We start from the raw sequence: 17,445 nt of genomic DNA on the forward strand, positions 1-17,445 counted from the left end.
GGATGCTCGACGACATCGTGGACCGCCGGAAGATGAAGGGCCGCGTGAGCCAGCTGCTGCGCCACATGCTGGGCCTGCCCGCGTCGGAGGCGTTCCGCGGGGCCGTGGCGGGGTGCGGGTGGGGGGTGACGGGGTGAAGGGGGGGGCGGGTGAACGGGTGAACGGGTGAACGGGTGAACGGGTGGGCGCGGCGCGACCCGCCGGGCCCTCTCCCCCGACCGGCCTTTCGCTCGTTCCTCGCGACGGCGGTCGACCCCTCCCCCAACTTCGGGGGAGGGGTGGTGTTTTTCCTCGGCGGGTGTGTGTGCGGCAGCCGCTCCCACAGTTTGGGGACGAGCGGGAACGTTGGTCGGGGGGGGCGGACTCCTGGTTGGTTCACCCACGGCTTGGCCTTCGCCTCTCCCTTTACTTCCTCAGCATGACCTTGGCCGATGAATCCTGACGATCCCGCCGCATGGCTGTTCGCCCGCACGTCGGGCGGGATTCGCTGGGGGCTGGAGCGCACGGAAGAGCTGCTCGCCGGTGTGGACCACCCACACCGGCGCTTTCGTTCGCTCCACGTCGGCGGAACGAACGGCAAGGGCTCCGTCAGCGCGTTGTGCGAAGCCGCCCTGCGCGCGGCGCACCCGGGGCGGACGATCGGCCTGTACACCTCGCCGCACCTGGTTTCGTTCACGGAACGCATCCGCATTGATGGGCGGCCGGTGGACGCGGCGCTGCTGGCGGCGGCGGAGGCGCGGCTGCGGCCGGCCATCGAGCGCACCGGCGCCACCTTCTTTGAGGCGACGACGGCCCTTGCCTTCCTCTGCTTCGCGGAAGCGGGCGTCGACCTGGCGGTGGTGGAGGTGGGGCTGGGGGGGCGGCTGGACTCCACCAACGTGGTCGCGCCGCTGGCGACGGCGGTGACCAACGTGGCGCGCGACCACGTGGAATACCTGGGCGAGTCGCTGGAACAGATCGCGTGGGAAAAGGGCGGCATCTTCAAGCCCGGCGTCCCCGCGGTGATCGGCGAGGAGGACCCGTTCATCATGGAGGTGCTGCGGGAGCGCGCGGCGAACGCCGGTGCGCCTCTGGTGGTGCTGGACGCGGTGATCAGGATGCGGGACGTGGAGGTGTCGCTGGAAGGCACGCGCTTTCACCTGGACTCCGAGCGCTGGGGAGCGCATTCGGTGCGGATCCCCCTCGTCGGCGCGCACCAGGCGCGGAACGCGGCGCTGGCGGCGGAACTTCTGGGCGTGCTTCCGGACGACGTGCGGCCGTCGTGGGAGGCGATCGAAGCCGGCTTCGCGGAGGTGCGCTGGGCGGGGCGGATGCAGGTGGTGCGGCAGCGCGGCGCCACCTGGATTTTCGACGTGGCGCACAACCCTGCCGGTGTCGCCGCGCTGACCACCGCGCTCGACGGGCTGGACCTGCCGCGCCCGCTGGTGCTGGTCGCGGCGATCCTTTCCGACAAGGAGTGGGACGAGATGCTGCCGCCGCTGCTGAATCGCGCCGACGCCGCCATCCTGACGGTCGCTCCCACCGCCCCCGAGGGTCGCCGCTGGGACCCCGAGGATGCCGCGAGCTCGCTCGACGCGCGGATCCCCGTCCGCGTGATCCCCGACCTCGCCGCCGCCCTGATGCGCGCGGAAACGATGGCGCCCTACGGCACGATCCTCGTCACCGGCTCCGTGCACACCGTCGGCGACGCGCTGGCGGCGATGGAGATCGGCATCGGCTGATTCCAGAGGGCCGGCGCGCCCCCCGGGCCCTCTCCCCCGCCGGGCCTTTCGCTCGTTCCTCGCGACGGCCGGCGACCCCACCCCCAACATCGAGGGAGGGGTTGTGTGCACCGGGAGTTCAGCGCGCTCCGAATCAGATCGCAAGCGGGATCGAATTCTCCCCTCTCCCGCGCAGTTTGCGGGAGAGGGGCCGGGGGTGAGGGCCCCGCGAGCAGCGCCACGCCGTTCATCCTTCGCTGGCTCCCCGTGCAGTTGCCCGCTATTCCCTATTCCCTGTTCCCTATTCCCTCGCGGTTCCCTCCGCAGTTGCTCGCCCCGCCGCCTCTGCGCTACATTCGGAGGCTATGTCTAACACAAACTTTCAGTCACTGCCCGGCTTTCGGGACTTCTACCCCGACGACTTCGCCATCCGCGCGCACATCATGCGCACGTGGCGCGAGGTCGCGCGCCGCTACGGGTTCCAGGAATACGACGGACCTCCGCTGGAGCCGCTGGAGCTGTACACGGAAAAGTCCGGTCCCGAGATCGTACAGCAGCTGTACAACTTTGCCGACAAGAGCGGCCGCGAGATCTCGCTGCGCCCTGAGATGACGCCCACGCTGGCGCGCATGGCCGGCGCACGCGCGGGCGGTCTGCGCAAGCCGATCAAGTGGTTCAGCATCCCGCAGCTGTTCCGCTATGAGCGGCAGCAGCGCGGCCGGCTGCGCGAGCACTTTCAGCTCAACCTCGACATCATCGGCGAGGACGATCCCGCGGCGGACGCGGAGCTGCTGGCGGCCGCCATCGACATGCTGCGCGCCTTTGGGCTCACGGAGCAGGACTTCGTGGCGCGCGTCTCGGACCGGCGGCTGCTGCGCGCGCTGCTGCTGCACGCGGGCGTGCCCGAGGACCAGCTGATCCTGGTCTACAACATTGTCGACAAGCTGGAGCGCGACCCGCGCGAAGTGATCGCCAAGCGGCTGCGCGACGAGGCGGGGATGCCGGACGACGCCGTCGAGCGCACGCTGGACATCTTTCGGCACACGGACTTCGACGCGGTGCGCCAGGCGTACGGGCAGACGGAGGGCGTGGCGCCCGAGATCGAGCGGATGAGCTCCATCTTCGATACGCTGCGGGCGATGGGGCTGATGGACTACGTCCGCTTCGACCTTTCCATCGTGCGCGGACTGGCGTACTACACGGGGATCGTGTTCGAGCTGTTTGATGCGCGCGGCGAACTGCGCGCCATCTGCGGCGGCGGGCGCTACGACAACCTGCTGGCGCAGGTGGGCGGGGTGCAGCTTCCCGCGCTGGGCTTCGGGATGGGCGACGTGGTGCTCAAGGAGCTGCTTACGGACCGCGGCCTGCTTCCCGAAACGCGCCAGAGCGTGGACTACTACGTGATCCCCGTGACGCCCGAGCAGCGGCCCGAGGTGCTGGCGCTGGTGCGACGGCTGCGCGACGGCGGCGCGTCGGTGGACTACGCGTTCAAGCACCAGGGCGTGGGCAAACAGTTCAAGAACGCTTCCGCGCTGGGCGCGCGCCGCACCGTCATCATCGGCCCCGACGACGTGGCCGAGGGCGTGGGCGTGGTCAAGGACATGGATAGCGGCGAAGAGTCGCGCATCCCCCTCGCGGACATCGGCCGACCGTGACGCCCGCGCCGGCATTTTGCTGAGAGCGCTGGCGCGGGCACAGGGAGTGCGCCGGAGGGTTATCCTTCTGGTGATATGAGTTGTTGTTCAGCGTCGCAGAGGTGAACCATGGCCACGCAATTACGGACGATGACGGTCGATGAGCTCTGGGCGATGCCGGAAGACGGCATGCGTCGCGAGCTTGTTGCGGGAGAGCTTCGTGAGAGGAGCCCTGTTGGCGAACGGCACGGAGACTCTGTGCAGAATATCAATCGCTCGCTGGACGCACACGTCCATGCGCGCCGCCTTGGGAGAGTTCGTCCCGAAATCGGCTACCTGCTGGAGAGCGACCCAGATACGCTGCGCGCCCCGGACCTTTCCTTCGTACGGGCTGATCGGCTGTCGGCAGAAGGCCCGGCTCCGGGTTTCTACCGCGGTGCTCCCGATCTCGCGATCGAGGTGGTATCTCCGCATGACCGCTACAGCGAAGTCAAGGCAAAGGTCCGCGAGTACCTTGGCGCTGGGACCGCGATGGTCATCGTTGTGGACCCGGATGACCGAACGGTAGCCGTATGCCGCCCGGGACGCGCTCCGCTCGAACTGACTGAAACTTACGTGATCGACGGCGAAGACGTGGTGCCGGGATGGATGCTGCCGGTGCGCGACATCTTTGCCTGAACACGGGCACGATCCGCATGTGAACACGGATCCGCCGCCCGACGCGGCGGGTCCTTTGACTTTTGGGGAGTCTCATGTCCAACGAAAAAGCGCTTACCACCCAGGCGGAGGACTTCAGCGCCTGGTACAACGAAGTGGTGCTCAAGGCCGAGCTGGCGGACTACTCGCCCGTGCGCGGCTGCATGGTCATTCGCCCGTACGGCTACCGGCTGTGGGAGCTGATGCGCGACCGGCTGGACCTGCGCTTCAAGGAGACGGGGCACCAGAACGCGTACTTTCCGCTGTTCATCCCCCAGAGCTTTCTTGAGCGCGAGGCGGAGCACGTGGAGGGCTTCGCCAAGGAAGCCGCCATCGTTACCCACACGCGCCTCAAGGCCACGGACGACGGCAAGCTGATCCCCGACCCCGCCAGCAAGCTGGAGGAGCCGCTGATCGTGCGCCCCACCAGCGAGACCATCATCTACGAGATGTTCTCCAAGTGGGTGCAGAGCTACCGCGACCTGCCCCTGCTGTACAACCAGTGGGCCAACGTCGTCCGCTGGGAGATGCGCACGCGCCTGTTCCTGCGCACCACCGAGTTCCTGTGGCAGGAGGGGCACACCGCCCACGCCAGCCATGACGAGGCCGAGGCGGAGACGCGGCAGATGCTGGGCGTGTACCGCGAGTTCATGGAAGGCCACCTGGCCATGCCCGTGGTGGTGGGCCAGAAGAGCGAGTCGGAGAAGTTCGCGGGTGCGCTGCGCACGTACACCTGCGAGGCGATGATGCAGGACAACCGCGCCCTGCAGAACGGCACCTCGCACAACCTGGGGCAGAACTTCGCGAAGCAGTTCGAGCTGAAGTTTGCCTCGGAGTCGGGTGCGGAGGAGTTCGCGTGGAACACGTCGTGGGGCGTGAGCACGCGCATGGTGGGCGGCCTGGTGATGACGCACGGCGACGACAAGGGGCTGGTGATGCCGCCCCGCGTGGCGCCCATCCAGGTCGTCATCGTCCCCATCTACCGCAAGGACGACGAGCGCGAGCTGGTGATGGCCAAGGCGGCCGAGATCGTGGCCGCGCTGTCCGGCATCCGCACGCACGTGGACGATCGGGACAAGCTTACGCCCGGCGCCAAGTTCTTTGAGTGGGAGATGAAGGGCGTGCCGTTCCGCATCGAGATCGGCCCCAAGGACATCGCCAAGGGGCAGGTGGTGCTGGCGCGGCGCATTCCCGAGGGCGAGGAGCGCAAGCAGTTCCTTCCCGAGGCCGAGGTGCTGGGATCGATGGCGCAGCGGCTGGAGGACTATCACACCTTCCTGCTGGACCGCGCCCGTGCCCGGCGCGACGAGAACTCGCACCGCGGCATCGACTCGTATGACCGCTTCCGCGAGATCATGGAAGGTCCCGGCGGCTTCGTTTACGCCGGCTGGTGCGAGTCGTCGGAGTGCGAGGAGAAGGTAAAGGAGGAGACCAAGGCCACCATCCGCTGCCTCCCCTTCGAGGAGTTCCGCAGCGACCCGGCGCCCGCGAAGTGCCTGGTCTGCGGGGCGGACGCGACCACGGAAGCGGTCTGGGCCAAGGCGTACTGATCGGCTGATGATGCGCGAAAGGCCGCCCCAGAGTGTCGGGGCGGCCTTTCTCGTACGAAGGTACGAAAAGTACGAAAGTACGTTGCCCGTACTCCCGTACTCCCGTACTCCCGTACTCCCGTACTCCCGTACTCCCGTACTCCCGTACTCCCGTACTCCCGTACTCTCGTACTTTCGTACTCCCGTACTCTCGTACTTTCGTACTTTCGTACTTCTAGAACCGCAGGATCCAGCGCTGCGAATCCGGCCGGGGCGCGGGATCGTCCTGCTTGGGGCCGATGGCCAGCGGGTCGATGCCCAGGGCCTGCCGCAGCGAAACCCGCTCGCCGGGCCGGGGATCGCCCGGGGTGCGCGGCGGCAGGCCGCCGTCCGGGCCGGACGGTTCCGCCGCGCGGGTCAGCAGCCAGTCCAGCGCGCCGCGCTCCTCCGCGGTCAGCCGCAGCGAAAGGTCCGCCAGGCGGCGGCCCAGGCTCTGCGGCGGCGGCGCGGGGTCGTCCTGCTTGGGGCCGATGGCGACGGTGGCGTTGGGAGCGGGCCGCGGCGCGTTCGCCCCCTGGGCGGCGGGCGTGCGGCCGCCCTGCACCACGATGCCGGCACGCGGCGTCCGCCCGCCCTGCACGATGATTCCGCTGGCGCCCGCCGCCCGGCCGCCCTGCACGATGATGGCCGCGCGGCCGGCCGCGCCGTCCATCCCGGGCGTGTCCTCGCACCCGCCGCCGGGGCCAATCTGCAGCACCGGCGTCACGCGGACTTCCGCGGCGGCCGGGGCGGGCACGTGGGCGGCGCGCAGCAGCACGTCGTTCCACAGCGCGCGCTCCGCGGCGGGGAGCGCCACGGCAAAGCTGTCCAGCCGCGCCTGCAGCGACTGCACGTGGCGCGGCCAGACGATGATGGTGCTGCCGTTGCCGGTGCCCTGTACGCGTGGCGCGGTGCGCAGGGCGTCGGGGACCTGCGCGGCCAATGGCGGGGCGAGCGCGGCCGCGAGGAGCAGGGCGGGGATGGGGCTCAGGCGCATGGCGGGTCCTCCGCGAGGCGGGGTCTGCTGCCCGGCTCCGGATGCTTCCGGACGGGCGCGAGGTGTAGTACACTGCGTCGGTAGCAGTCCGGCGTCAATGCATCCGTTGCGCGGCGCAAATCGTGCGCGCGGAAAGCAGGGCCGCGGCGGCCGCGGGACCGGCGGGATCCACACCAGCGGGGGAGGACGGGTTGGACGATACGGCTGTCGCGGGCGTGGCGGAGGCGTTTCCGCGCGTGGACGGGGTTCTGCACTGCGAGGAGGTGCCGCTGCCGGAGCTGGTGGCGCGGTGGGGCACGCCGCTGTACGTCTACAGCCAGGGCGCCATCCGCGAACGCTATCGCGAGCTGGACGATGCGCTGGCGCCGGTGCCGCACCTGATCGCCTACTCGGTCAAAGCCAACGGCAACCTGGGCGTCCTGCGCACCCTGGCCGAGCTGGGCGCCGGGTGCGACATCGTCTCCGCGGGCGAGCTGCATCGCGCGCTGCTGGCCGGCATCCCCGGCGAGCGCATCGTCTTCAGCGGGGTGGGCAAGACGGTGTACGAGCTGGCGGCGGGGCTGCGCGCCGGCATCTACGCCTTCAACGTGGAGAGCGAGGGCGAGCTGTGCGCCCTGAGCGACCTGGCCTGCGCCATGGGGACGCGCGCGCCCGTCGCCCTGCGCGTGAACCCCGACATCGACACCCCCACGCCGCACGCGTACACCCGCACCGGCCACGCAGCCACCAAGTTCGGCATCGCGGCGGCCAAGGCGCGCGGGCTGTACAAGATCGCCGCCAAGATGCCGGGGATCCGGGTGCGCGGCATCGACGTGCACATCGGGTCGCAGATCCTGGAGGTGGCGCCCTTTCGCGACGCGCTGGAGTACGTGCTGGACCTGGCCCACGACCTTCGCCAGGCGGAGGTGGAGCTGGAGTTCCTGGACCTGGGTGGCGGCCTGGGGATCAGCTACGAGGGCGGCGAGCGCATCAGCGCGGCCGACTGGGCGGCGGACATCGTCCCCGCGGTGGCGCAGACGGGGCTCAAGCTCGTAGTGGAGCCCGGCCGCTTTCTGGTGGGCGAGGCGGGGGCGCTGCTTACGCGCGTGCTGTACGTAAAGGAAGGCGGCGGCAAGCGCTTCGTGATCACCGACGCGGGGATGAACGACCTTATCCGCCCCAGCCACTACAGCGGATGGCACGCGGTGGAGCCGGTGGCGTCGCCCGGGCGTGAGCGGGCGCGGGTGGACGTGGTGGGGCCCATCTGCGAGACGGGCGACTTCCTTGCGCTGGACCGCGAGATGGAGCTGCCCAAGCCCGGTGAGCTGCTGTCGATCATGACGGTGGGCGCGTACGGGTTTTCGATGGCCAGCCAGTACAACCAGCGCCCGCGCCCCGCCGAGGTGATGGTCAGCGGCTCCGACGCCACCCTGGTCCGCCGCCGCGAAACCATGGACGACCTGGTCGCGGCGGAAACGGAGCTGTAGGCGGTTTCGGTGGATCCAACACGAAAGAGGCGGCCTCGCGCGGGGGCCGCCTCTCTCGCGTTTGTGGAAGAGCCCTCCCGGAGCGCTGGTAGCCTCATCCCGAATCCAGGAAACGAACGGCTGCCCACCCGGAGGGAGACCTCCAAACTTACAAAATTTCACGCGGAGGCGCGGAGAGCGCGCCCCGACCGTCTCTCTGCACCTCCGCCTCCTGCTGAATCCAGGGAAAGAACGGGTGCTCACCCAGCGGAAACCGGGGACGATCATGGCGTCCCTGTTCCTTTCGGCGAGATCGCCAATTTTCGCCGATTTTGTATCAGGAGGCGGCATGCGGCGCCGTGCGGTTGAACCAGGAAACACGCGCACTCTCTCCAGTTGAAACTCCTGGGGTCAATTCGAGTAAACGAATGATGTGGGCCGTTTCCGATCCCATGCGGAAGCGTCTCATGCAGGTCGTGGCAGGGGATGCCGCGGCACGGATTTGTGGCGGGCGCATCCTCCGCGCGCCGCCGGTGATCCAGGAGCCCCCCTCCCATCCACCCGCAGTTCAGGACTCTCTCTCCTGGCCACTCCGCACCGGGGTGGCTCCCGCTCGTCGCCTCCCACCACGGGAAGGACTCATGAAAAGCCACAGAATCGTGCAGACGGGGTGCATGCTCGGTGTCGCGCTGCTCGCCGCGTGCACCGATGCGCCCACCACCACCGCGCTCGCGTCCGCAGACCCCGCCCCGGACCTGAGCGCCGCGGGGGATCACGTCCCCACGTACAGCCAGGAGCGTTTGGGAACCTTCGTGGACGCAACGGACGAGGAGTTGTGGAAGCACATCGAATACTCCGAACGCACGGGCGTTGTAGGGCTGCGCCGGCCCGGCGCCAACCGCGGCGTGTATCGCGGCCGCGTGCTGATGGACCGGTCGCAGTGGGAAAACTCCCGGCGTGCGGCTGCGTCGCAGCCCGGCGTGGAGCTGATCTGGGCGGACACGCTCCTTCCCACAATCAAGGTGCGCTTCAGGGACTTTGAAGCCTTTCAGAAGGTTCGCCGACTTCCCGGCACGGATTTCATCGAGCCGCTGCGGGCCGTGGGCGACATTCCGCCGCTGGCGGAGGGGAGCCTGGGGTGCAACAACCAGGGCGAGTGGGGCGAAGAGCGGCTGTACACCAACGGCACCTCGGGCGACGTGTACTCGCTCAAGCACCGTTCCATGGGGATTGAGCATGCGTGGCTGCGGACCAGCGGCGCCGGCGTCACGATCGGCGTTGTCGACACGGGCATTCATTCGGGCCAGGCGCAGCTCCTTCCCTCCGCTTCGGGCGGGCGCTTCTCGAGCGGGGAAAGCGCGGGCCGCTGGGTAAAGTACCGCACCGCGTGGAGCGGAAACGTGGACGCGTCGCCGCTCGACAACTGCGGCCACGGCACCGAAGCGGCCGGCGTGGCGGTGGCGCCTCGCGACGGCCTGGGTCCCGTGGGCGTTGCCTGGAAGAGCAACCTGGTGGCGACGCGGATCGCGAACGGCGTGGTGAACGTGAACGCCGACGACGCGGGGCAGGGGATCCGGAACACGGTCGCCGCCATGGCGGGCCAGCCGGGCGGCAAGGTGATCACCATGTCGTGGCAGAGCCTGAACTGGTACTGGCAGGTGTCGAACGAGATCGAGTACTGGCAGAGCCAGCACCCGAACAACCTTCTGTTCTTCGCGGCCGCGGGTACCTCTACCGACGACTGGAAGGAGTGTGGCATCGCGGCCACCGTGGGCTTCGGGGTGGGCTCGCTGTTCCACCCCTTCGTGGGGCTGTTCGCCCTGTGGGCCGGGTGCATTGAAGCGAACAACGGCAACGTGGTCTTTCCCGCGAGCCACAGCAATGTGGTCGCCGTGACCTGCGTTGACTATCACTCCAAGGAAGTGTCCAACAACTGCCACTACGGAAGCAAGGTGGAGTTCGCCGCCTACCAGAGCTTTCCCACCGTGCACGGCAGCAGCCCGCTGGTGGACAGGCTGGGCGGCAGCTCAGGCGCTTCGCCCACGGTGGCGGCGCAGGCGGCGCTGATCTGGTCCTACTACCCGCAGTTCACTCGTGCGCAGGTGCTGGACCGCATGCGCTGGGCGGGGCGCGCGAGCCGCGATTCGCGGCAGGGCTACGGAGTGGTCAACACGTACAAAGCCGTCGGCGGGATGTACTCGCCCGCCATCGCCAGCATCCTTCTTTCCGGCGGCGGATTCAACCAGGTGGCCAACTACCGGCTGCAACCCATGATTCACGGAGGAACCGGGCCGTTCTCCTACCTGTGGGACAACGGCGCGACCACGCAGACCATTCAGGTGGCCGTGGGTCCGGGGGATCCACACCACATCTACCATCTGTGGGTGACGGATCACTCCGACGGCGGAAAGGTTCGCGCCCGCGTCGAGATCTCTCCCCCTCCGGGAGGGTGCGAGGATCCGACCAAGTTCATCTGCGAAAGCTGAACGCGGCGTAACCGGTAACCGGTGCGGCAAACGAGGGCGGGGCCGGAGCTCATCTCCGGTCCCGCCCTCGCCCATCACGTCCCCCCGAATGCGGCGGAGGCGGATCGGCGTTCCGGATGTACCGGATCGCCCTTTACAGCTTGAGGGTCACGCCCAGCGTGTGCTCCATGTCGCTGGCGGTGCCGCCGTCCTGGTGCTGGTCCAGCCGGTAGCGCAGCTCGCCGCGGATGCCGATGCCGCCGCGCACCGGCACGCGCACGCCCGCCATCACCTCCTGTGTGGGACGGAAGAAGCGGTCGCCGCCCTCCGCGTCGAAGCGGCTGAACAGCCCGGTGGCAATGCCCACGTACGGACTGGCGATGCGGGTGGGAAGCTGCGCCTGCACGCCCACCGTGGCCGTCATCAGGTTGCTGTGCGAGTCGAACGGCTCCGTCAGGTTCTGGCCGATGGTACGGAAACCGGTGGTCTCCGGCCGGGCGTAGGAGCCGCCCACCTCGGCGCGGACGTAGCGGTTGAGGGCCCAGTCCACACGCACGGCACCCATCGGGAAGGTGCCGTCACCCTCGCGGTCGTAGCTCAACCCGCCGCCCTGAACGGTCAGCGTAGCGCCGCGGTCGGCCGTCTGCGCGGCGGCGGGGGCGGCGGACAGCGCCGCCAGGGCCAGCGTGGCGCCCACGATCGACCGAATCTTCTGCATCGGTCTGCTCCTGTAAGGAAAGGTCCGGGCGGACGTTCGCCGCCGGTTCGAAAATCGGGTTCTGCGCGGCCGGCAAGCCTGCCGTGCATCGTCGCGCAACCATGTGATGCACAAGGACTTCGGTTTCTGTCAGACCCTTTGTCCAGCCGCTCACAATCATGGGATGCGTGACGTCATCCGTTTCTGTCATCCACCTGTGAATCCCTGATACCACGCGGAAGAAAAGGGAGGCTTCCCAACGGGGATACGGTGTCATCCTGAGGAAGCGCCCCCCATAACTTTCATAGCCACAGAAGCTTGCGCGCGACCGAAGGATCTTTGTAGGGTCGCGAGAAACCCAGCCCTCGGGCGCCGTTCAAGTCCCTCGGTCAGGCAGACAAGGTCCTTCGGTCGGCGCCAACTCTTTGCGCGAGAGCAGGTTGCGGAGCGGCGCCTCCCTCAGGATGACTGATCGCGGTGTAGATTCAACAACCCCCTCACGGAAATCTTCTCCCGGTGTGGTGCCCCATGTGAGGGCCAACCCGTTCCTGAGCTTATCGCTGCACGGTTTTCGCTTCTGCGCGAGGGGGCTGACAGAAACGCGGCGGCTCGCGCATCCCATGAGTCAGAGCGGGGGCGCGGTGCCGCCGCGGCGCAGGAGGAGAATGCGGTGTCCCGGCGGGCGCGCTCGCCAGGCTGTCGGGCCGCCTGGAGCTGGACAAGGAGGACGTGTGAGCAACCCCGCCGCCGGACCCGTGCACCTGGAAGACACCGATCTGCTGGCGCTGGTGGACGGCGAGTTCGCCCCCATGGAGCGCGACGTGCGCCTGGCCCACGTGGCCCGCTGCGACGATTGCGCCGAGCGGCTGCAGGCGCTGCGGCTGCGCACCTCCAACTTCTCGCGGCTGCTGGCGGACGTGGAGCTGCCGGAAGATTTCGTCTTTCCGCGCATGCCGGAGCGGCCGCGGGTGATCCCCATCACTGCCCTCCCGTCCCGCCGCACCGGCTGGACGCAGTCCGCCTGGGCCCGAGCAGCGATGATCGCGCTGGTGGTGATCGTCCCCTTTGCCGCCGTGGCGCCGCTGCGGGCGTGGGTGGCGGACCGCCTGGGCGTCGCCTGGAGCGAGGTGTTCGGCGGGGAAGAGGCGCCGGCCCCGGCCGCGCCGGCGCCGGTGCAGACGCCGCCCGCACCGGCCGAGGCGCCGTCCAGCGGCGCGACCGTCTTCTTTACCCCCGCGCCCGGCCGCTTCGCGCTGGTGGTGTCGGAGCGCCAGGCGGCGGGCACGCTCACGCTCGGCCGCGCGGCGGGTGGCGAGGCATCCGCGGAGGTGCTGGGTGGAGACACGGAGACGCCGCTGGTGTCGGACGCCGGTCTGCGCATCCTGAACGCGCCCGGCTCCACGGCCAGCTACCGCGTGCTCCTGCCGCCGTCCATCAGCAGCGTCCGTGTCCGCATCGGTGCCGGGGCACCGGTGGAGGTGACGGCGGAGGATCTGGCCAACGGGCGGGTGGTGGAGCTGGGGGCGCGGTAGGCAATACGCGACACCACGGGCTGAAACCCGCGGCTATCCATGCCATGATACGAATCCGCAACAACAGTGGTTGTGGACGATCGCTGTCATCCTGCGGAAGGCGCCCACCCCGAACCTTCGGCAAAACGCAGCAGCTCGTGCGCCGACTGAAGGATCTGTATCGGAAACGGGTGGGGTTTCTCGCGCCAAAGCCAGTCGTAGCCGACGGGATGGTGCGCCCAGCGTAGAAATTCTTCGGTCGGCGCCAGGCTTTCCAGCGAGACGGAGAGCTTTGCGCGGCGCCTCCCTCAGCCTCAGAATGACGCCGTTTGTCGGATCCCTATCACCACTCTTTTTGCGGATTCGGTATAAGGATAAGCCCCGTCGTTGTTCGTTCCTCGCACAACGGAGCTTCACCTGCTCGTGGGGGCCGCGCCCGCACTTCGTAGACGGTGCCGCGCGTGCGACTCGCCCCTTTGTCGCGGGTGTCACAGATGGGGCGGATTGAGCGCTTGTAGCTGCGAAAGACGGTCTGCCGTACAACCACATACGTTCTCCGCCGATGCCAATCAAGCGATCGATCGCCCTGATGATGTCCATGCTCGCCGCGGGGTGCGCCGAGCTGCCGTCCATCTCGCCCGGCCTAGACACGCTCCCGGGAGAGCCGGTGCAGCTGGTCCGGCTGCAGGAGTACTTTCCCGCCTACAACTCGGGGTTCGAGATGCAGGCGCGCCTGGTGGTGACCAGCCAGGCCGAGTGGGAAGCCACCTGGCAGCGCATCTGGCAGAACACGCGTCCGGTGCCGGCGCCGCCCGCGGTGGACTTCCAGCACGAGGTGGTGCTCGTGGCGGCTATGGGGTCCCGTTCCAGCGGCGGCCATCACATCCAGCTGCAGCAGGCGGCCGCGCAGCCGGGGAACGTGGTTGTCCGCGTCGTCGAGACGTTCCCCGGCGAGGCGTGCGTCGTGACGGCCGCCATTACGGAGCCGGTGGACGTGGTGAGGCTCCCCCGCACCTCGCAGCCCATCCAGTTCCAGACGGTGAAGCAAGTGCACGCGTGTGATTGATACGGAATCCGGAGAAACAACATCGAAACGTACAGAGGAACGGAGAACCGTCCTATCAGAGGAACAGAGGTGATCCGCACTCCGTCCTCTGTTCCTCTGGCGGTTGTCTGTTCCTCTGTACCCTGACCTCCGTTCCTGTCGTCGTCCAACGAAAAACGCCTCCGGCACGGTGCTGGAGGCGTTCTGCGCTTCGGTCGATCGGAACGCGGCTACTGGGCCGCCATCAGCCGTTGGCGCTCGGCGGCGGCGCCTTCGCGGTCCAGGCGGTCCACCGTGGCGGTTACCGATGCCGGCATGGGGACCGGCTTTGCCTCCGGGGCCGTCTCGCGGGCAAAGGCGCCGGCGATCTGCGCGTAGTTGGTGCCGGGGTGCCAGAAGATCCAGTCCTCGATCCCCAGGTCGTACAGCGCGCGGATCTGGTCGCGCGCCTGCTCGGCGCGGTACGGGAAGCCGCGGTCGTTCCAGGTGGCGGTAAATGCCTGGATCCACGGGATGATGCGCGCCGGCTCCACCCCCGCCGCGCGCAGCCGCTCGTTGCGCACCACGCCCATCCCCACCGACGCGTGCACCGTTTCGTACGGCTGGCGGTTGGGGCGGCTGATCCCCGCCAGGTGCGTGGGAAAGTAGTGCGACGGGTACACCATCGGCAGCACCGCGTCGGTCACGGCGCTGATGCGCTCCCACTGCTGCCCGATCCCCACGTCGCGCGACTCGTTCATCGACAGGCCGAACACGTCGGCCGTGACCGTGGCGCCCAGCGGGTGCAGCCGCGCGCGCGCCTGCGCCAGGAACCCGGCGATGGCGTCGGTGCGGACGCCCGCGGAGTCGGCCTCCGGGTGCACCTGCTTCGGCAGCGAGTTGTACTGCTCCGGGAAGCGGACGTAATCGAACTGGATCTCGCGGAACCCCGCGCGCACCGCTTCTTCGGCCACGGCGATGTTCATCTCCCACACGTCGCGGTCCCACGGGCTCACCCAGCTAAGCCCCTGCCGGTCGCGCCACACGGAGCCGTCCGGATTGCGGATGGACCACTCGGGCTTGAGGCGCGAAAGGCGCGGGTCCTTGAAGACGACCACGCGGGCGATGGCGTGGATGCCGTGCGCCCGCAGCGTGTCGGCGATGCCCTTGAGGTCGCGCACGGGGATGCTGCGCTCGTGCGCCGCCTCCCGCGCCACCAGCACCTGGCTGGGGAAGCGCACGCCGTCCTCGTCCTTGACGTCCACGACGAAGGTGTTGATCTCCGTGGTGTCGGCCAGCGCCAGCAGCTCCGCGCGCTTGGTGGGATTGCCGATGGCGTACGAGCTTACGTAGATGCCGCGGATGATGGGCGGCACCCCGTCGCGCGGACGCGGGGCGGGGGGCGGAGCGGCCGGCTGCGCGGCGGCCCCGGGCGGCGATTCAGCCACCAGCGACGAGGCCATCTTGAGCTCTCGCTCCGCCTCGCGTCCCAGGTCCATGCAGGCGGCGCCGGCGATCAAGGCGCAGACGAAGGCGGGGACGATCCAGCGGCGGCCCGGGGACAGCATGAGAGCACCAGAATCTGAAAGACTGCGGACTGCGGGTGCGCCCGGAGCGGCGCACCTTCCCTGCGGATGAAGCGGCTGAACACGGAGTGCGGGTCGGCCGGAAAGGCGGCGCCGGAAGGCGGCCTGGCGGGCAGACGGATGATCCATTTCGCCGAAAAGCCGGCGACGCAAAAACGCTGCCGCCGTAAACACTTGTGGACGCCCAGAGGGGCGCGCCCGATCGAGTGTTTCCCCACACGCATTTGTAGCGACGGCGAGGCTTTCGCACAAGGTCCGCGGAGGCCATTCCGCTGTGGATCTGGCGCCCCGGCAGGGACGCATCCGCCCCACCTTTTCGCGCACCCCGCGCGCGCGTACATTGCCGCGCCTGGGCCGGTGACGGGTCCCTGAACGAAGATCCTGATGATCAAGCGCCTGGCCTGACGCCGGGCGCCTGCCGCTTACGGGGGAAAAACGTGGATTCCAATCGCATCCTGATCATCGACTACGGCTCGCAATTCACGCAGCTCATCGCGCGGCGCATTCGCGAAGAGCGGGTCTACTGCGAGATCCAGCCGCCCACGCGCTCGCTGGAGTGGATCCGCGAGTGGGCGCCCAGGGGGATCGTGCTGTCCGGCGGCCCCTCGTCGGTCTACGGCGACGACGTGCCCACCGCCGAGCCGGAGCTGCTGCGGATGGGCATCCCCATCCGGGGCGTGTGCTACGGCATGCAGCTCATCACCCACCTGGAGGGTGGGGTGGTGGAACGCGGTAAGCGGGAGTACGGCCGCGCGCAGGTGACGGTAAAGGAGGCGACGGGGCTGTTCGATGGATTTACGCCCGGCGAGCAGACGCAGGTGTGGATGAGCCACGGCGACCACGTGGTGCAGCCGCCGCCGGGCTACCGCCGGCTCGCGTCCACCGAGGGGCTGCCCTGGGCGGCCTTCGCGGCGGACGACCGGTCCATCTACGGCGTGCAGTTTCACCTGGAGGTGGCGCACACCGTCCGCGGCGCGGACATGATCGGCAACTTCGTCTTTCGCGTGTGCGGCTGCGAGCCCACGTGGACGGCGGGGTCGTACATCGAGAACGAAATCGCCAAGATCCGCGCGCAGGTGGGCGACGCGCAGGTCATCTGCGGACTGTCCGGCGGCGTGGACTCGTCCGTGGCGGCGTCGCTGGTCCATCGCGCCATCGGCGACCAGCTGACCTGCATCTTCGTGGATACGGGGCTGCTGCGGCAGGGCGAGCGCGAGTCGGTGGAGCGCACCTTTCGCGCGAACCTGGGCATCCGGCTGGAGGTGGTGGATGCGTCCGCGCTCTTCCTGGAGCGGCTGCACGGGGTGGAGGATCCGGAGAAGAAGCGGAAGATCATCGGCAACACCTTCATCGACGTGTTCGAGGAGGCGTCGGACCGCATCGGGGGTGACGCAAAGTGGCTGGTGCAGGGGACGCTGTACCCCGACGTCATCGAATCGCTCTCGGTAAAGGGGCCGTCCGCCACCATCAAGACGCACCACAACGTGGGCGGATTGAAGGAGGACATGAAGTTCGGGCTGATCGAGCCGCTGCGCGAATTGTTCAAGGACGAGGTGCGGCAGGTGGGGCGCGAGCTGGGGCTGCCCGAGGAGATGGTGGGCCGCCACCCGTTCCCCGGGCCGGGGCTGGCCATCCGCGTGCTGGGCGCCGTGGACGAGCGCGAGCTGGCCGTGCTGCGCCAGGCGGACGTGATCTACCTGGAGGAGATTCGCGCGGCGGGGCTGTACGACGACATCTGGCAGGCGTTCGCCGTGCTCCTTCCCGTCCGCAGCGTGGGCGTGATGGGCGACGAGCGGACGTACGAGAACGTGTGCGCCCTGCGCGCCGTCACCAGCCGCGACGGGATGACGGCGGACTGGTACCCGTTCCCCCACGACGTGCTGGCCCGCATCTCCACGCGCATCATCAACGAGGTGACCGGGATCAACCGCGTGGTGTACGACATCTCGTCCAAGCCGCCGGCGACGATCGAGTGGGAGTGACGGCGGAGTGCAAAAGTGCGAGAGTGCGAGAGTGCGAGAGTAACGGCTCACAGCTTGGAGCACTCCGGCGTCGCCCGCGCCCCGGCGACTGAAGTCGCGGCTCCGACTGCGTGATGTCGGCCTGCGCCGACGGGTCCGGC

General features: G+C 68.8%; 12 protein-coding genes. 9 read left to right on the forward strand and 3 right to left on the reverse strand.

The annotated features are described in order from the left end of the window. Nucleotides 1–431: 431 nt before the first annotated feature. The 4 genes from ACOJUJ_RS19635 (at nt 432) to proS (ending at nt 5,580) form a co-directional block, all read left to right on the forward strand. Nucleotides 432–1,721: a bifunctional folylpolyglutamate synthase/dihydrofolate synthase gene (locus ACOJUJ_RS19635; protein ID WP_420128600.1), complete on the forward strand. Its 1,290-nt coding sequence runs from the start codon at nt 432–434 to the stop codon at nt 1,719–1,721. Nucleotides 1,722–2,065: 344 nt separating this feature from the next. Beyond that, the gene (gene hisS / locus ACOJUJ_RS19640; RefSeq protein WP_420128601.1) at nt 2,066–3,355 is read left to right on the forward strand and encodes a histidine--tRNA ligase; all 1,290 of its coding nucleotides are present in this window, start codon (nt 2,066–2,068) and stop codon (nt 3,353–3,355) included. A 108-nt stretch (nt 3,356–3,463) separates the two neighbouring features. After that, on the forward strand, nt 3,464–4,012 hold the full coding sequence (locus ACOJUJ_RS19645) for a Uma2 family endonuclease (RefSeq protein ID WP_420128602.1): 549 nt from the start codon (nt 3,464–3,466) through the stop codon (nt 4,010–4,012). Between the two features lie 74 nt (nt 4,013–4,086). After that, a complete protein-coding gene (gene proS / locus ACOJUJ_RS19650) occupies nt 4,087–5,580 on the forward strand; it encodes a proline--tRNA ligase (RefSeq protein ID WP_420128603.1) in 1,494 nt (497 codons plus the stop codon). A 214-nt stretch (nt 5,581–5,794) separates the two neighbouring features. On the opposite strand, the gene ACOJUJ_RS19655 is transcribed toward proS, so the two are convergent. After that, on the reverse strand, nt 5,795–6,595 hold the full coding sequence (locus ACOJUJ_RS19655) for a hypothetical protein (RefSeq protein ID WP_420128604.1): 801 nt from the start codon (nt 6,593–6,595) through the stop codon (nt 5,795–5,797). A gap of 191 nt (nt 6,596–6,786) precedes the next feature. Here ACOJUJ_RS19655 and lysA point away from each other — a divergent pair, with 191 nt between their 5' ends. Together lysA and ACOJUJ_RS19665 are read left to right on the forward strand one after the other, a co-directional pair. After that, the gene (gene lysA, locus ACOJUJ_RS19660) at nt 6,787–8,061 is read left to right on the forward strand and encodes a diaminopimelate decarboxylase (protein WP_420128605.1); all 1,275 of its coding nucleotides are present in this window, start codon (nt 6,787–6,789) and stop codon (nt 8,059–8,061) included. A 620-nt stretch (nt 8,062–8,681) separates the two neighbouring features. Beyond that, complete coding sequence (locus ACOJUJ_RS19665) at nt 8,682–10,526, forward strand: S8/S53 family peptidase (RefSeq protein ID WP_420128606.1); 1,845 nt, start codon at nt 8,682–8,684, stop codon at nt 10,524–10,526. 133 nt (nt 10,527–10,659) lie between these two features. Here ACOJUJ_RS19665 and ACOJUJ_RS19670 read toward each other — a convergent pair whose 3' ends face one another. Continuing rightward, on the reverse strand, nt 10,660–11,223 hold the full coding sequence (locus tag ACOJUJ_RS19670) for an outer membrane beta-barrel protein (RefSeq protein ID WP_420128607.1): 564 nt from the start codon (nt 11,221–11,223) through the stop codon (nt 10,660–10,662). Between the two features lie 710 nt (nt 11,224–11,933). Here ACOJUJ_RS19670 and ACOJUJ_RS19675 point away from each other — a divergent pair. Both ACOJUJ_RS19675 and ACOJUJ_RS19680 read left to right on the forward strand, forming a co-directional pair. After that, entirely contained in the window at nt 11,934–12,734 is an 801-nt protein-coding gene (locus tag ACOJUJ_RS19675) for an anti-sigma factor family protein (RefSeq protein WP_420128608.1), read from the forward strand. A 541-nt stretch (nt 12,735–13,275) separates the two neighbouring features. Beyond that, on the forward strand, nt 13,276–13,779 hold the full coding sequence (locus ACOJUJ_RS19680) for a protease complex subunit PrcB family protein (RefSeq protein ID WP_420128609.1): 504 nt from the start codon (nt 13,276–13,278) through the stop codon (nt 13,777–13,779). A 209-nt stretch (nt 13,780–13,988) separates the two neighbouring features. Here the strand turns inward: ACOJUJ_RS19680 and ACOJUJ_RS19685 are convergent, their stop codons facing one another. Next, the gene (locus ACOJUJ_RS19685; protein ID WP_420128610.1) at nt 13,989–15,305 is read right to left on the reverse strand and encodes a putative glycoside hydrolase; all 1,317 of its coding nucleotides are present in this window, start codon (nt 15,303–15,305) and stop codon (nt 13,989–13,991) included. A 455-nt stretch (nt 15,306–15,760) separates the two neighbouring features. Here ACOJUJ_RS19685 and guaA point away from each other — a divergent pair, with 455 nt between their 5' ends. After that, on the forward strand, nt 15,761–17,305 hold the full coding sequence (gene guaA / locus ACOJUJ_RS19690; RefSeq protein WP_420128611.1) for a glutamine-hydrolyzing GMP synthase: 1,545 nt from the start codon (nt 15,761–15,763) through the stop codon (nt 17,303–17,305). Nucleotides 17,306–17,445 lie beyond the last annotated feature (140 nt).

The organism is Longimicrobium sp., from assembly GCF_048594345.1.
Lineage (GTDB): Bacteria > Gemmatimonadota > Gemmatimonadetes > Longimicrobiales > Longimicrobiaceae > Longimicrobium.

What these genes read in the sequence shown, in the direction of transcription:
- ACOJUJ_RS19680 (WP_420128609.1), top strand. Translation starts at nt 13,276, where the DNA reads ATGCCAATCAAGCGATCGATCGCCCTGATGATGTCCATGCTCGCCGCG.
- proS (WP_420128603.1), top strand. Translation starts at nt 4,087, where the DNA reads ATGTCCAACGAAAAAGCGCTTACCACCCAGGCGGAGGACTTCAGCGCC.
- ACOJUJ_RS19655 (WP_420128604.1), bottom strand. Translation starts at nt 6,595, where the DNA reads ATGCGCCTGAGCCCCATCCCCGCCCTGCTCCTCGCGGCCGCGCTCGCC.
- ACOJUJ_RS19635 (WP_420128600.1), top strand. Translation starts at nt 432, where the DNA reads ATGAATCCTGACGATCCCGCCGCATGGCTGTTCGCCCGCACGTCGGGC.
- ACOJUJ_RS19665 (WP_420128606.1), top strand. Translation starts at nt 8,682, where the DNA reads ATGAAAAGCCACAGAATCGTGCAGACGGGGTGCATGCTCGGTGTCGCG.
- hisS (WP_420128601.1), top strand. Translation starts at nt 2,066, where the DNA reads ATGTCTAACACAAACTTTCAGTCACTGCCCGGCTTTCGGGACTTCTAC.
- ACOJUJ_RS19685 (WP_420128610.1), bottom strand. Translation starts at nt 15,305, where the DNA reads ATGCTGTCCCCGGGCCGCCGCTGGATCGTCCCCGCCTTCGTCTGCGCC.
- ACOJUJ_RS19670 (WP_420128607.1), bottom strand. Translation starts at nt 11,223, where the DNA reads ATGCAGAAGATTCGGTCGATCGTGGGCGCCACGCTGGCCCTGGCGGCG.
- ACOJUJ_RS19645 (WP_420128602.1), top strand. Translation starts at nt 3,464, where the DNA reads ATGGCCACGCAATTACGGACGATGACGGTCGATGAGCTCTGGGCGATG.